Origin of the sequence: Duganella sp. HH101 (assembly GCF_001758795.1) — a bacterium.
Taxonomy (GTDB): Bacteria; Pseudomonadota; Gammaproteobacteria; order Burkholderiales; family Burkholderiaceae_D; genus Rugamonas; species Rugamonas rivuli.
This window is the reverse complement of the sequence record NZ_LRON01000004.1, coordinates 441,040-455,902: the sequence shown is the minus strand read 5'-3', so window position 1 is coordinate 455,902 and position 14,863 is coordinate 441,040. Positions and strand designations below refer to the sequence as shown.

The window sequence follows — 14,863 nt, the reverse complement described above, 5'->3', positions numbered from 1 at the left end:
GCCCTCGGCCGCGCCCTGGTGGCCGCCGTGCTGGCCGGCGGCTGGCTGGCCTGGAAGCGCGCGCCGCTGCCGCCGCGCTCCGCCCTGCTGCCGCTGGCCATGGTCGCCGTCGGCTGCATCATCGGCTTCCCCTGGCTGACCTCCATCGCCATGCGCAGCCTGCCGGCCGCCCACGGCGCCGTGCTGGTCGGCATCCTGCCGCTGGCCACCGCCGTCTTCGGCGCCGTGCTGGCCGGCGAAAAACCCTCGTCCGGCTTCTGGCTCATGGCCAGTATCGGCTCCGCCCTGGTGGTGGGATTTGCGCTGCGCCAGAGCGGCGGCAGCCTGCACTGGGCCGACCTGGCGATCTTCCTGGCCGTGCTGCTGGCCGCCATGGGCTATGCCGCCGGCGGCCGCCTGTCGCAAACCCTGGGCGGCCAGCAAACCATCTGCTGGGCGCTGGTACTGTCGGCGCCCGTGCTGCTGCCGCTGGTGGCCTGGCTGTGCCGCGCCGAAGGCGCCCAGCTGGCCGCCGCCAGCCCCGCAGCCTGGAGCGGCTTCGCCTACGTCACCGTCTTCTCGATGTTCATCGGATTCTTCTTCTGGTACCGCGGCATGGCGCTGGGCGGCGTGGCGCGGGTCGGCCAGGTGCAGCTGGTCCAGCCCTTCCTGTCGCTGCTCGGCGCGGCGGCGGTTTTGGGCGAGACGCTGGAATGGCCTACTGTCGTTTTTGCAATTGCCGTCATCGCCGTCGTGGGTACGGGCCGCAAAATGCAGGTGAAACGGGGCTAAAACCGTAGACTATCTTGATTTTGCACCGATTGCGGGCATGCCCTGCCGCTGACGTACAATATCGGTCTTAGCCTAATGCATTCCCTCACTTACTCTTTGGATAACACATGTCTGTCTACGAAAAACTGAAAGCGCTCGATATCACCCTGGCCGCACCAGCCACCCCGGCTGCCGCCTACGTCATGTACGCCCAAACCGGCAACCTGGTGTTCCTGTCGGGTCATATCGCCAAGCGCGCCGACGGCAGCGTGTGGGTCGGCCAGCTGGGCAAGAACATCGACACCGCCGAAGGCAAGGCCGCCGCGCGCGCCATCGCCATCGACCTGATGGGCACCCTGCAGGCGGCCGTCGGCGGCGACCTGACCCGCGTCAAGCGCATCGTCAAAGTCATGAGCCTGGTGAACTCCACGGCCGAATTCACCGAACAACACCTCGTCACCAACGGCGCTTCCGAACTGCTGGGCGAGGTCTTCGGCGAAGCCGGCAAGCACGCCCGTTCGGCCTTTGGTGTCGCCCAGATCCCGCTTGGCGCCTGCGTCGAAATCGAACTGATCGCGGAAGTCGCGTAAGCGGGCGGCTCCTTATCCGGAGTCGTTCCTTTTATAAAAGCGCGCCACAAGCGAGCTTGTTGAACAGCCGGCAGCGCCGGCACACATCTAGTGAGACATGTATGAAAATCGAAAACCCGAATCCGATCCAGTGGCGCTTCTCCGAACGCGCCGACCAGCTGCAATCGTCCTTCATCCGCGAAATCCTGAAGATCACCCAGCAGCCTGAGATCATCTCCTTCGCCGGCGGCCTGCCATCGCCGCTGACCTTCCCGGTCGACGAAATGAAAGCCGCCTTCGACAAGGTGCTGAGCGAAAACGGCAAGGTCGCCCTGCAATACGGCCCGACCGACGGCTACCTGCCGCTGCGCCAGTGGATCGCCGATTCGCTGTCGACCAACGGCGCGAAAATCGTGCCGGAACAGGTGCTGATGACCTCCGGCTCCCAGCAAGCGCTGGACCTGCTGGGCAAAGTGCTAATCGACGAAGGCAGCCACGTGCTGGTCGAGACCCCGTCCTACCTGGGCGCGCTGCAAGCGTTCTCGGTCTACCGTCCCGAATTCAAATCGGTCGACACCGACGAACACGGCCTGGTGCCATCGTCGCTGGACAAGGTCGCCGCCGGCGCCCGCCTGCTGTACGCGCTGCCGAACTTCCAGAACCCGACCGGCCGCACCCTGTCCGTCGAACGCCGCCTGGAGCTGGTGGAAACCTGCGCCCGCCTCGGCCTGCCGCTGATCGAGGATGATCCGTACGGCGCCCTGAGCTACAAAGGCGACCCGCTGCCGAAGATGGTGGCGATGAACCCGGACGGCGTGATCTACATGGGTTCCTTCTCCAAGGTGCTGACCCCCGGCATCCGCCTGGGCTACGTGGTCGCCCCGCTGCCGCTGGTGCGCCGCCTGGAACTGGCCAAGCAGGCCGCCGACCTGCACACCTCGCAGCTGACCCAGATGGTCGTGCACGAAGTGATCAAGGACGGCTTCCTGGGCCGCCACATCCCGAAAATCCGCGCCCTGTACGGCGACCAGTGCCAGGTCATGCTGGACGCCATGGCCCAGCACTTCCCGGCCGGCGTCGAGTGGACCAAGCCGGAAGGCGGCATGTTCATCTGGGTTACGCTGCCTAAGCACATCGACGCCATGAAACTGCTGGACGAAGCCATCGCCCAGAAGGTCGCCTTCGTACCGGGTTCGCCGTTCTACGCCAACGAGCCGGAGACCAACACGCTGCGCCTGTCCTTCGTCACCGTGGCGCCGGACCGCATCCGTACCGGCATCGAGATCCTGGGCAAACTGATCGCCGCCAAGATCTAAGTCGTCATACCTCGTGGGCGGCGTCCGCCGCCCACTTTCGCCCGCCGAAATACAACACTGCCACCGCGACTTTATCACCAATAGTCACGGAAACCGCGCAAAGCCATAACATCCCATCAACATTAAGTAAGCCAATAGCATGCTGGCGTGGCATGGTTGTCAATTCCGAAGCAATCCTCGAAAAACAGCGGATTTTTTTTCACCCGGAGCGAGGCCGACGCGTTATGATTTGAACGGATAGTCACTTTCAAATCAGGCCAGCCTTTGTTCACCCCAGTCCCAAATCCCATCCTTGCCACGCGGCGCGATGCCGCGATACTCATAGTGGACGACGCGCCGGAGAACCTGAGCGCACTGCGCAAGCTGATGGTCCAGCAGGGCTACCAAACCTTTGTCGCCACCTCCGGCGAACGGGCGCTGAAGATCGCGCGCCGCGTCCATCCCGACCTGATCCTGCTCGACGTCATGATGCCCGGCATGGACGGCTTCGAAACCTGCCGCCAGCTCAAGAGCCACGTCGCCACGCAAGGCATCCCGGTGATCTTCATGAGCGCCCGCACCGAGACCGAGGACGTGGTGGCCGGCTTCGACATCGGCGCCGTCGACTACATCAGCAAGCCGCTGCGCATGGCCGAAGTGTGCGCCCGCGTGCGCACCCAGCTGCACATCCGCAGCAAGAGCGAGACCCAGGAAGAACAGGCCGAGCGCCTGCGCACCATCGTCAACAACATGGCCGAGGGGCTGTTGATCATCGAGGCGGACGGCCGCATCCAGTTCACCAATCCGGCCTGCGACAAATACCTGGGCTACCAGGAAAACGAACTGGCCGGCCGCGCCATCTCGGAGCTGCTCAATCCTTTGGTGGCGCAGGAATACCTGGACTACTTCGAACGCTACGCCGCCGCGCCGGAGACGGCGCACAGCCACGGCACGCGCGAAGTGATCATCCGCCACCGCAACGGCAGCTCGGTGTGCATGGACCTGACGCTGACGCCGATGTACCTGCGCCAGCCGCTGTTCATCGGCCTGCTGCACGACATCACCCACCATAAGCTGTCGGAAGACGCGTTGCAGCGCGCCGCGATGGTCGACCCGCTGACCAAGATCGCCAACCGCCGCCACTTCGACACCTTCCTGGAGAAGGAATGGCAGCGTTCCATGCGCAGCGGCCTGCCCTTGTCGCTGGTGGTGCTGGACGTCGACCACTTCAAGCTGTACAACGACACCCTGGGCCACCCGGCCGGCGACGCCTGTTTGCAGCAGGTGGCGCAGGCCATCGCCTCGCACGCGCTGCGCCCGACCGACCTGGCGGCGCGCTACGGCGGCGAGGAGTTCGTGCTGCTGTTCGCCGAGACCGACAGCGACTCGGCCTACCTGCTGGCAGAATCGATCCGCGCGCACGTCGAGTCGCTGCAGATCCCGCACCCGCGCTCGACCACGTCGGCCTGGCTGACGGTGAGCATAGGCGTGGCGACGATCAAGCCGCACCAGCTGGACAACACCGAATCGCTGTTCGTCGCCGCCGACCGCGCCATGTACGTGGCCAAGGAAGGCGGCCGCAATCAGGTGCAAGCCACCCAGACCGGCAGCGCCGCGATGGAAGCGGTCAAGGCGCTGGTGATGCGCTAACAAAACCTGGGGTCAGGTCTGACATTTGGACACGAGCTCGTCTATCACTGGCCGCTTAGGGCCCAGTTCGTGTCCAAATGTCAGACCTGACCCCCATTAAAGCTGCTCGGGATAACCCGTGATATCGGCGATCTCCTGATACATCGGCTGCAATTGCCGGTACATGTTCAGGTACACGCGCCGATACAGCTTGTCGTAGATCTGCCGGTTCGCCGCGATAGGCTGGAACACCCTGCCCGGCCGCGTCATCGCGCGGGTCGCGCTGTCGAAGTCCTTGTGCAGTCCCAGCCCCGCCGCTATCGCAATCGCCGCGCCCAGTCCCGACGTCTCGTACACATGCGCACGCGCCGCCGGCAGGCCGAAGATATCGGCAGTCAGCTGCATCGCCGCATCGCTCTGCGAGCCGCCGCCGGCCACGCGCAACTCCGTCACCGGCACGCCGCTGCGCTTCTCGATGCGCTCCTTGCCCTCGCGCAGCGCGTAGGCCAGGCCCTCGAGTATCGCCCGGTACATATGGGCGCGCGTATGGACGTCGCCAAAGCCGATCATCGCGCCCTTGGCCTCCGGCCCCGGCGTCCTGATGCCCGGGCTCCAGTAAGGCTGCAGCATCAAGCCCATCGACCCGGGCGGCACCTCGTTCACCAGCAGATCGAACATCGCCTCAGGCGCCATGCCCTGCTGCGCGCCGGCCATCTGTTCGAAGTGTCCGAACTGCTCCTTGAACCAGTTCACCATCCAGTAGCCCCGGAAGATCTGCACCTCCGTGCTGTAGGCGCCGGGAATGGCCGCCGGATAAGGCGGTATCAACGGCGTCACTTCGACGTATTTTTTGGTGGTGGTGTTGATGGTCGCGGTGGTGCCGTAGCTCAGGCAGGCGATGTGCGGTTCCAGCGCGCCGGCGCCTATCACCTCGCAGGCCTTGTCGGCGGCGGCGGCCACCAGCGGCGTGCCTTCCGGGATGCCGGTCGCCTCGGCGGCGGCGGCGGTGATCGCGCCGATCACCGTGCCCGGTTCCACCAGCTCCGGCAGCATCTCCTTGCGCACCGCCAGCGCCTCCCACTTCCAGTCGCGCGCGCCGGCCCACTTGTGGCGCTTGTAATCGAACGGCAGATACGCCACCTGCGAACCGATCGAATCGACATGCCGCCCGCACAGACGGAAATTGAGAAAGCCCGACAGCAGCAGATACTTGTCGGTCCTGGCCCAGATGTCCGGCTGATGCTCGGCTATCCAGTTGATCTCCGCCTCGCGCCGGAAGTACTCGATGGTGCCGGACACGCGCGCCAGCTTGAACGCCGTGCGCCACAGGAAGCTCAGGGGCTTTTGCTTGCCCACGCGCCGCTGGTCCAGCCACGTGATCGCCGGCCGCAGCACCTTGCCGTCGCGGTCGAGGTTGACCACCGTCCCGCGCTGCGTCGTCACCGCCACGCCCTTGATGGCGGAACGAGGAATATCGGTGGAAGCCCACAGCTGCTGGCACGCCTGGCCGACCGCCTTCCAGTAGCCATCGGCGTCATGCTCCGCCCAGCCGGGATGATCGGAGAAGTAAGCCTGCAGATGCACCTGCGCCTTGGCGGCCAGGTTGCCGTTCAAATCGAACAGCAATGCGCGCACGCTCTGGGTGCCGTTGTCGATGGAAAGAAGGTATTGGTCGGCCATGTCGCTCTAGTCTCGTAATGTGTGCCCGTACTTATGCGGGCAGACTGTAATGGGTATTCCATAATGCCAGATAGGCGGCCTGCTCGGCATCCCACCGCTCGTCGCTCCAGCCCAGCTCCGGCTGGCAGATGGCGCGTATGCGGCCGATGATGTCCACGCCGCCGCCGCGCAGCTGGATGCCGAGACGGCTGCGGCGCAGCATCAAGTCCTCCAGCTTCTGCACCGACTCGCAGCGGGCCGCCCAGCGCAATTGCGCCCAGATGGTCTCCGTCCCCGCGATCAGCGCCAGCTCGCCCGGCTGCGCAGCCGCGATCAGTTCCCGCGTCAGCGCGCCGTAACGGCCTTGCAGACGCCGCGCCTGGCCCGCCGGCAAATGACGCTGGTAAGGCAGGCTGCGCGTCGCTGCCGCGCCGAACACCGGCTGCGGCTCCAGCTTGTCGCGCCACTCCGGCAGCAGCGTCGCCGCCAGCTTGAGCGCATCGAGCGCGATCACGCGGAACGTGGTCAGCTTCCCGCCTGTCACCGTCAGCAACCCGTCTTCCAGCCACAGCGCGTGGTCGCGTCCTTCCTTCGACGGATCGGCCTTGCCGCTGTCGATCACGGGACGCACGCCGGCATAGCTGGCGATCACGTCGCGCTCCTGCAAGCCTAGCTGCGGGAACTGGTCGTGCAGGGCCGCCATCAGATAATCGACTTCTGCCCGCGTAATCGCGGCCTCGCGCGACAGATCGTCCTTGTGGTCGACATCCGTCGTGCCCACCAGCGTCACGCCCTCCCACGGGAAGGCGAACACGGGCCGGCCGTCCAGCGGATGCATCAAGCTGATCGCCTGCGCCAGCGGCAAGCGCCAGGCAGGCAGCACCAGGTGGCTGCCGCGCAAAGGCCGCAACCGTGGTTTGGCCGCAGCGGCCTTGCCAGACGCGGCGCCTTGCGTGCGCAGGCCATCCGCCCACGCACCGGTCGCGCTGATGACCAGCTTCGCGCGCACCTCGTGCTCCGCGCCGCTCACGCCATCGCGCAGCCGCACGCCGCGAACCCCGTCGCCATCCACCCGCAGCAGCGACTCCGCCGCCATGTAATTGACGGCCACGCCGCCAAGCTGCTGCGCCTCCTGCAATACGCGCATGACCAGCCGCGCATCGTCGGTCTTGGCATCGGTGTAAACCATGCCACCCTTGAGCCCAACAGTCGACACGTTCGGCGCCAGCGCACCGAACTCGTTCAATCCAAAGTAATGCCGCCCCTTTTGCCCCGCCATGCGGTCGTAGATCGCCAGCCCAAGCAGGAACATGCGCTTGCCCGGTTTGCGTCCTTCGTAATCGCCGAAAGCAAAGCTCTGCGGCTCCACCAGCCCGGCCGCATGCTGCAGCAGATGCTGCCGCTCATGCACCGACTCGCGGGTCAGCGCAAACTGGCCCTCCTTCAGATAGCGCAAACCGCCATGCACCAGCTTCGAAGACCGGCTCGACGTACCCCAAGCAAAATCGCGCTGCTCCACCAGCAAAGCCTTCAGCCCGCGCCGCGACGCCTCCAGCAAGATCCCCGCGCCTGTGATGCCGCCGCCGATCACGATCACATCCCACTCGCGCGCCAGCAGATCCGTCAACGCGGAGCGCCCGCCATTGCGCCAGTGCGCCGTCATGGCAGCAGCTTCCCGGGATTCATGATCTGCTGCGGATCGAAATGGTTGAACAAGGCCTGCATCGCCGCCAAGCCCAACTCGCCCTTCTCCGCCGCCAGATATGGCGCATGGTCGCTGCCCACGCCGTGCTGATGGCTGATGGTGCCGCCGTTCCCGACGATCGCCATGCTCACCGCATGCTTGAGCGTGCGCCAGCGCGCCAGGTCCTGCTCATAGTCGCCGGCCAGCCGGTAGACAAAGGTCGAATAAACGCTGGCCCCCTGCGCATACAGGTGCGACAGGTGCGTATAAGCGTGCACCTTCTCGCCGTACTGCGCCAGCGCGTCGGCGGCCGCAGCCTCCACCGCCTGCATCATCGTGCCGACGCGTGGCCAATCCACCGCCGTCTCCACCGTATCGATCGCATAGCCGTGCTGCCAGGCCGCGTTGCGCAGATAGACGTTGCGGAAGCGGTTCTGCTTCCACTTGTCGCCCATCTTGCGGCCGATATGCACGCCGCCGTGCGGCGCGACCAGCACCAGCGCATGCCGCAGCGCCGCCTTGGCTGCGGCCTTGCGGCCGCTCACGCCTATCATCAGCATGCACTTGCCGTCCTTGCAGCCGCGCCAGGACAGATAGCGCTCCAGCGCCGAGATCAGTTTCTTGTGGCCGGCCAGCGCCAGCATGGTGGTCGTCTCCAGCGGATTCGACAAACGCAGCATCGACAGCGACAATCCCGCCTGCACCACCTGCCGCACCGCCGTCTCCGCCGCATCCCAGCTCGGGAAGAACACCGCATGGAAAGCCTCGTACTCCGGCAGCGGCGTCACGCGCACCGTGGCCTCGGTCAGGATGCCCAGTCGTCCTTCTGAGCCCAGCACCATCTCGCGCAGGTCCGTGCCCGCCGCCGACGCCGGGAAGGTCGGGATATCCAGCGTACCGGCCGGCGTCTCCACCTTGCCGCCCCTGAACATCTGCTCGATGCGCCCGTAGCGCAGCGATTGCTGGCCGGACGAACGCGTCACCACCCAGCCGCCCAGCGTCGAATACTCGAACGACTGCGGGAAGTGGCCCAGCGTGTAGCCGCGCGCGCGCAACTGCGCCTCCAGGTCCGGCCCGAACACGCCGGCGCCGAAGGTCGCCAGCTGCGATTCGGTATCGAGGTAATGCAGCTGGCGCAGGCGCGTCAGGTTGACCGACAGCACCGGCTGCGCGCCGGCCGGCGCGGTCAAATGCCCGGCCACGCTGGTGCCGCCACCCTGCGGTATCAGCGCCACGCCGAACTGCTGCGCGAAATCGATCAACTCCCTCACCTGCTCAGGGCTTTCCGGATGGGCCACGCCATCCGGCGCCGTGCCGATCACGCCGTAGCGCAGGCGCAGCCAGTCCGGCAGGCTCTGGCCCAGCGCACTGCGCAACCGGACCTCGGCCGAGGTGTCCACCAGCGCATGCGGCGGCAGCCGCGAAGGCGCGATCTGCGCGCAAGCCTGTTCGAACGCCGCATCCGCCACCGGCGAACCCTTGCCGATGCGCTGCGCCAGAAAGCCCAGCGCATCGTCGTTCAGCGCAAACTCTATCGTATCGTCACCCCAACCGTTCCAGCGTCTCATTGTTTTCCTGTCTGCGTAGCGGAGCGCTTGCTATACTGGCGCGCACCGAGTTTCAATGACAACAGAATAAGATAACGAACCCACCTGGTATTGCGCTTTCATGACATCCGCCTTGTTCGATCATGCCAAGTCCGCACGCTGAGCTGACGCGCCGCGTGGCCGGCTCCTACCTGCAGCCCCTGCTCGAAGCGGCGGCGGCGCGCGGCGTCACGGCCATGGCGCTGGAGCAGGCGGCCGGCATGCCCGCCGGCGCCCTGCAGCCCCTGCCCGACTCCCTGCGCGCCGACGACTACGTGCGCCTGCTCGACATCGGCGCCCACCTGGCCAACGATCCGCATTTCGGCCTGCACGTGGGTGAACGCGTCAAGCTGGGCACCTACAGCGTCTACGGCCTGATTTTGCTGAGCTGCCGCGACTTCGGCCAGGCCTTCGAACAGACCATGCGCTACGAGCAGCTGGCGCACGACCTGGGCCGCTCGGCATTGACGGTGGCGGACGGCGTGGCCCACTACACCTGGCACAGCAACTACGGCCCGGCCCAGCGCCACCTGGCCGACAGCGTCTTCGCCGGCATCCGCGTATTCGGCAACTGGCTGGCCGGGACCACACTGCCAGCCGCGCAACTGACCCTGACCCACGACGGCGGCGCGCCCGCGGACCGCGACGAATACGTGCGCGTGCTGGGCGCCATGCCCGCCTTTGGCGCAGCGGCCAACGTCGCCAGCTTCGACGCAGCCCTGCTGGCCTACCCGGTGCCGAACGCCGATGTCAGCCTCTACCCGGTGCTGCAGCAGCACGCCGAACAACTGCTGCGCCAGCGCGCGCAGCCCGACAACGCCATCACCCAGCAGGTGCATGCCGCCATCGTCCGCAACCTCGCCCACGGCCAGGTGCGGCTGGCATCCATTGCCGAAGAATTGAAACTGTCGCCGCGCACGCTGCAACGCAAGTTGAGCGAGGCCGGCGCGACCTTTCAGCAGATACTGGACCAGGCCCGCTTCGCGCTGGCCAAGGACTATCTGCGCCAGCCGGAACTGAGCCTGGTGGATATCGCCTTCCTTCTGGGCTACCAGGAGCAGAGCGCGTTCAACCACGCCTTCAAGGAATGGGCGGGCGTCAATCCCGGCGCCTACCGCGCGTAGATCAAATCGCGTTGCCCTTGACCCGGATGAAGGGCCCCAGGCATTTGTCGGTACGCCGCTCCACGCACATCAGGAACATGTCGCCGCTGGGATGGAATAGCAGATAGGTGGTGGACGAGTGCCCCACCTCGCTCACATCGCCGAGGCAATCGCGCTTGCCGTTGTCCTTGACGATGGTGTCGACCTCCTTGTAGAAGCCATCCTTGTCCGGCTGGTCGCTGATGGAGAAGGTGGACTCGGCCACCTCCTCGTTGCTGAACACCAGCGTGGTGCCGTCGCTGCGGATGCGGTAGGTCTCGCTGCATGAACCATCGGGCATGGTGATCCGCCAGGTGCCGATGACGGGATGGCTCTGCCGCACCGGGGGCGGCGAAGCGCCGGCAGCCGCCATCAATAACGCCGGCATCGCCAGCACCGCCACCGCCCGTCTCAGACGCAAGTTCATGGCCCACCTCCGCATATGCTATTTCTCGGCCACCGCCTTCATATTGGCCAGGCCGGCCTCGAAGTCCTTGCCTATCATGCTGTCCATGCTCACCACGAGGCCCATCAGCTTGGTCATGAATTCGCTGGGGCCGGACATGGTCCAGCTCACGGTGGTGATGTCGCCCTTGGTCTCCAGCGCGAACACGGTCTGGCAATGCGATTCGAACGGTTTCAGGAAATCGAGCTTGATATCGACCTTGGCCGGCGTCAGGCCGGTGATCTCCATGCGGCCGGAGCCGACCTTGTCGTCGCCTTCCCATGCGTAGACCGCGCCCTGGTCCTTGGGCGCGCCGCTGAAGGTGCGCTTCATCGCGGGGTCCAGCTTCTCCCACGGCGACCACGACGTCCAGTTGTGGAAGTCGCTGATCAGCGGCAGGATCTTCTCGGCCGGCGCCTTGATGGCGATGGTGCGCTGCACGCGGTAACTGTCCGGCTGCATGGCGGCCAGGCCCAGCACGATCAAAACCAGAACGACGACACCGATGGCGATCTTCTTCAGCATGATTTTTCCCTTTTTTTAAGACGCGGATGGACGCTGCACATCTAGCCTATCATGTTTTTTTGATCAGTCGCACTGGCAATGCGCTCGGCGTCATCGTAAAGGTGAAGCGCTCCTCGACCGGCGCCGCGCCCGGCACCCGCTCGATCTCGAAATTCTTGACCAGCATGGCCATCGCCATCTTGATCTCGGCCATCGCCAGATAACGGCCGGGGCAGAAACGCGGCCCGCCGCCAAAGGGGAACAGCTTGCGCGCCGGGTCGTCGCCGCCGCCGTGGGCGCCCTCCAGCCAGCGCTCCGGCTGGAAGCGCTCTGGCTGCGCCAGCTCGCAGTCGCGCTCGGAGGCCTGGCGCAGCAGCAGGAAGATCACCGTCCCCTTCGGCACCGACAGGTCGCCGACCACCGCATCCTCGTTCGGCTGCGCCGCCATGATGGGCGCCACCGGCTTCAGGCGCATGGCCTCGCGCGTGGCGGCGTCGATGTATTTCAGGTGCTCCAGCTGATGGTAGTCGTCCAGCACGGCCTTGGCACCGAGGACTTGTCCGGTCTCCGCCGCCATGCTGCGCGCGGCCTGCGGATGGGTCGACAGGAAATCGATCAGCCAGGCGGTCGTGTTCGAGGTCGTGTCTTCGCCAGCAAAGACCATGGTGATCGCATTGCCGACCACCGCCTCGTCGGTCAGGCCGGAATCCGGCTCGTCGCGGGCGACGATCAACGCCTCCAGCATATTGGACGGCTTCTGGCGCAGCGCAGGATTGCGCTCGATGCGCTTGCGGGCCTCGGCGATGAAGCCGAAGATGGCGCGCTGGATGCGCTCCGCCGCCGCAATCGCCTCATGGTCGTCGGCCCGCCGCAGCACCGGCACGCGCCAATAGGCAAACGGCGACGTCAGGCGCTTGGCCACCAGCTTGAAGAGGAATTCGATATCGCGCTGCAGCGGATGTTCCTCCAGCTCCAGCGTGTTGATGTCCTGCCCCATCGCCAGGCCGATGGTCACGTCCAGCGTATAGGCCTTCAGGTCGCGCAGCACATCGACCGGCCTGCCGGCGGCGATGGCGGTCTCCCAGCGCAGGCGCAGGCGTTCGGTCAGCGCGGTCAATGTGGGGAAAAAGTTATGGATCACTTCCGGCGTCAGCGCGCGCATCACCAGCTTGCGCTGGCGCCGCCAATCCTCGCCCTCCGCTGTGAACAGGCCGCGCGTGCCCACCTCGTTGAGCGCCTCGGCGGTGCGGCTGGAGCGGCGCATCGCGTCGGGCCGGTCGCGCAGCAGGCTGGCGATCAGTTCACGGTCGGACGTGACGACGATCTCCTTGCGCAGCACGCGGAAGCGGTACATGGGGCCGAACTCGCGGCCCCAGCTCTCCAGCACCTGATGCAAAGGCTTGCGATTGATATCGCGTACATTCCCCATCAACAGCTGCGCTTTCGGCGCGGGCAAATCGGCGATGCGGCGCAGCGGCGGTGGCGCGACGGACGTCAGTTCCATGGTGTTCCCCCATTCGATTAGTCTCCGGGTACACTATACCCCGAAATGTTGACGATCTACTCACTCAACCGGGGAAACCGATGCTATCGCATATCTACGTGGGGACCAACGACTTCGAAGCGGCGTTCGCCTTCTACAACGCGGTGATGACGGAGCTGGGCACGCGCCTGCGCTTCAACGACGCATCCAAGCCATGGGCCGGCTGGCAGCCGGCAGAAGGTGCGCGGCCCTTGTTCATCGTCGGCAAACCGTACGACGGCCAACCGGCCGCCTGCGGCAACGGCCAGATGACGGCCTTCATGGCGCCGTCGCGCGTAGCGGTCGACCGCGCCCACGCCGCCGCGCTGGCGAACGGCGGCCGCTGCGAAGGGCCGCCGGCATTACGTCCGCACTACCACGCCAACTACTACGGCGCCTACCTGCGCGACCCGGAGGGGAACAAAATCTGCGTCGTTTGTCACGACGCCATATAAAAGGAATAGCCGCACAACATGAGCATCACCAACCACGAAGGACTGCGCGTGGTGCTGCGACCCGGCCAGCTGCCGAACACCTACGAGTTCGTCGTCGAGAATAACGGGGATTTGGTATTGTGGGATGTACAGCTCAGCGGCACGTTCTGCATATCCGAAGGCGGAGGGCAACGATGGGGGCTGCTGGCCGATTTCGTCACCGGCCCGCTCGCATAGACAGAACCGGCCCTCCGCTTCTTTAACGACTCGCAGGAATCGCCAACGGCCGCACATACTCCAGCAAGCTATTCAGCGTTTTGCCCGGCTCCTCCCACGGAATCATGTGCGCCGAGCGCTCGAACCAGATTCCCTTCTTGTAGGGCGCGTCCACTTGCTCCAGCCATGCGGCGGAGGGCGCGGAGGGCGTTGTATAGTCGTGACGCCCCATGAACATCACCACCGGGATCGGAAATTTGCGCACCTGCTTGTAGTCGACCAGCAGGAACTCCGGCAGGATCCGGTCCAGCGTGAACAGGCTGCCCTGATCGACCGCGCGAGCAGCCTTGCAGTCGTATTCGGGCGACAGCAAGGGCGCATCGAAATAGTACTTCGCGCCGCCATCGCGATACGCACTCAGCCCGCCATAGAACTGCGGCCATTTCCGCGCAATGATGATGCGCTCGCGCGTGATCGGCGTATTGCCCGGATACGGCGCGATGGAATTGAGCTCCGCGATCGCTTCCGCATTGTTATGCGCCCGTGCCTGGTCCAACCCGTACTGGAAGCTGAGCCGCTCGTTGTCCGGCGTATTGATCACCTGGCCCATGCCGACGTAGGCGTAAAACAGGTCCGGCCGCTCCAGCGCGGCCTTCATGCCGATCACAGTTCCCCAGCTGTGCGCCATCAGGATCACCTTGCTCTTGCCGTAACGCTGGCGTACGAACTCGGCGACCTCGATGGCGTCCTTGACGTAGCGGTCGATGTGGATGCTGTCGCTGATCTCTTCGGGTTTGGCTTCCAGATAAGTCTTGCCGGCCCCGCGCTGGTCCCAATTGACGACCGTGAAGTACTCCTCGATCGGCCGCTGGAACTCCCAGGTGCTCGGCGTCAGCGGCGCCGCAGGGCCGCCGTGCAGGAACAGGATGACGGGATTGGACTTGTCCTGCCCGCGCACATTGAGCCACTGCTTGATGCCGCCGATGGTCGTCGTATACGACTCATCGACGCCGCCAGGCGCCACGATGCGCTGAAGGTCGCGGACTACCGCCCTCGCCTGTTCGTAGGACTTCCCGGCTGGGCACTCCTCGGCGTTGACTTGATGGTAAAGCGTAACAAGGAACAGCAAAACAACAGCGTATATTCTCATCGTGACAATTCCAGCATAGGACAAGGTATCAGGCCAGCGCTTCCTTCGCCGCCTCTTCGGGCGTCAGGCCCTCGTAGAACTGGTCGGTGAACCACTCCACCTGCTCTTCGATATGCTCCTGCGCTTCTTCCTGCGTGGCGCCGCCCTTGACCAGGAAGCCCTCCACTTCGATACACCAGTTGATCAATTCCAGGGTTTCCGGATCCAGCTCTTCTTTTTTCTTTGCCATGATTTATCTCTACATCGGTTGATACAAGCCGCCAGTGTAACAGGCGGCC

At 65.2% G+C, this 14,863-nt stretch carries 15 protein-coding genes; 7 read left to right on the top strand and 8 right to left on the bottom strand.

Features of this window, described 5'->3' with window-relative positions:
- The 4 genes from DUGA2_RS09595 to DUGA2_RS09580 all read left to right on the top strand — a co-directional run.
- Positions 1–771: DMT family transporter (locus tag DUGA2_RS09595; RefSeq protein ID WP_070269058.1), on the top strand; the 771-nt coding region annotated here is incomplete at its 5' end.
- A gap of 107 nt (positions 772–878) precedes the next feature.
- Complete coding sequence (locus tag DUGA2_RS09590; protein ID WP_008450109.1) at positions 879–1,340, top strand: RidA family protein; 462 nt, start codon at positions 879–881, stop codon at positions 1,338–1,340.
- A 101-nt stretch (positions 1,341–1,441) separates the two neighbouring features.
- Positions 1,442–2,635, top strand: a complete 1,194-nt coding sequence (locus tag DUGA2_RS09585; RefSeq protein ID WP_070269056.1) for a PLP-dependent aminotransferase family protein — start codon at positions 1,442–1,444, stop codon at positions 2,633–2,635.
- A gap of 264 nt (positions 2,636–2,899) precedes the next feature.
- Positions 2,900–4,264: a diguanylate cyclase domain-containing protein gene (locus DUGA2_RS09580; protein WP_229214649.1), complete on the top strand. Its 1,365-nt coding sequence runs from the start codon at positions 2,900–2,902 to the stop codon at positions 4,262–4,264.
- Between the two features lie 96 nt (positions 4,265–4,360).
- Here the strand turns inward: DUGA2_RS09580 and DUGA2_RS09575 are convergent, their stop codons facing one another.
- The 3 genes from DUGA2_RS09575 to DUGA2_RS09565 are packed head-to-tail and all read right to left on the bottom strand — an operon-like array spanning position 4,361 to position 9,154.
- Positions 4,361–5,923, bottom strand: a complete 1,563-nt coding sequence (locus DUGA2_RS09575; protein ID WP_070269052.1) for an FGGY-family carbohydrate kinase — start codon at positions 5,921–5,923, stop codon at positions 4,361–4,363.
- A gap of 31 nt (positions 5,924–5,954) precedes the next feature.
- Complete coding sequence (locus tag DUGA2_RS09570; protein WP_070269051.1) at positions 5,955–7,565, bottom strand: glycerol-3-phosphate dehydrogenase/oxidase; 1,611 nt, start codon at positions 7,563–7,565, stop codon at positions 5,955–5,957.
- Complete coding sequence (locus DUGA2_RS09565) at positions 7,562–9,154, bottom strand: FAD-binding oxidoreductase (protein ID WP_070269049.1); 1,593 nt, start codon at positions 9,152–9,154, stop codon at positions 7,562–7,564. The genes DUGA2_RS09570 and DUGA2_RS09565 overlap by 4 nt, the downstream gene beginning before the upstream one ends.
- 122 nt (positions 9,155–9,276) lie before the next feature.
- Here DUGA2_RS09565 and DUGA2_RS09560 point away from each other — a divergent pair, with 122 nt between their 5' ends.
- Positions 9,277–10,296 (top strand): AraC family transcriptional regulator, encoded by a 1,020-nt coding sequence (locus DUGA2_RS09560; protein ID WP_070269047.1) that lies wholly within the window; start codon positions 9,277–9,279, stop codon positions 10,294–10,296.
- Position 10,297: 1 nt separating this feature from the next.
- Here DUGA2_RS09560 and DUGA2_RS09555 read toward each other — a convergent pair whose 3' ends face one another.
- The 3 genes from DUGA2_RS09555 to DUGA2_RS09545 are packed head-to-tail and all read right to left on the bottom strand — an operon-like array spanning position 10,298 to position 12,767.
- Positions 10,298–10,741 carry a hypothetical protein gene (locus DUGA2_RS09555; protein WP_070269045.1) on the bottom strand — a complete coding sequence of 148 codons (444 nt, stop codon included), beginning with the start codon at positions 10,739–10,741 and terminating at the stop codon, positions 10,298–10,300.
- Between the two features lie 18 nt (positions 10,742–10,759).
- Positions 10,760–11,284: an SRPBCC family protein gene (locus tag DUGA2_RS09550; protein WP_070269044.1), complete on the bottom strand. Its 525-nt coding sequence runs from the start codon at positions 11,282–11,284 to the stop codon at positions 10,760–10,762.
- A gap of 49 nt (positions 11,285–11,333) precedes the next feature.
- Complete coding sequence (locus DUGA2_RS09545) at positions 11,334–12,767, bottom strand: cytochrome P450 (protein ID WP_070269042.1); 1,434 nt, start codon at positions 12,765–12,767, stop codon at positions 11,334–11,336.
- Between the two features lie 80 nt (positions 12,768–12,847).
- Between DUGA2_RS09545 and DUGA2_RS09540 the strand changes: the two genes are divergently transcribed.
- Together DUGA2_RS09540 and DUGA2_RS09535 are read left to right on the top strand one after the other, a co-directional pair.
- A complete protein-coding gene (locus DUGA2_RS09540) occupies positions 12,848–13,240 on the top strand; it encodes a VOC family protein (RefSeq protein ID WP_070269040.1) in 393 nt (130 codons plus the stop codon).
- An 18-nt stretch (positions 13,241–13,258) separates the two neighbouring features.
- Positions 13,259–13,456, top strand: coding sequence for a hypothetical protein (locus tag DUGA2_RS09535; RefSeq protein ID WP_070269038.1), 198 nt, complete (start codon positions 13,259–13,261; stop codon positions 13,454–13,456).
- Between the two features lie 22 nt (positions 13,457–13,478).
- Here the strand turns inward: DUGA2_RS09535 and DUGA2_RS09530 are convergent, their stop codons facing one another.
- Positions 13,479–14,585: an alpha/beta fold hydrolase gene (locus DUGA2_RS09530; RefSeq protein WP_070269036.1), complete on the bottom strand. Its 1,107-nt coding sequence runs from the start codon at positions 14,583–14,585 to the stop codon at positions 13,479–13,481.
- Positions 14,586–14,613: 28 nt separating this feature from the next.
- A complete protein-coding gene (locus tag DUGA2_RS09525; RefSeq protein WP_008450136.1) occupies positions 14,614–14,814 on the bottom strand; it encodes a hypothetical protein in 201 nt (66 codons plus the stop codon).
- Between the last annotated feature and the right edge of the window lie 49 nt (positions 14,815–14,863).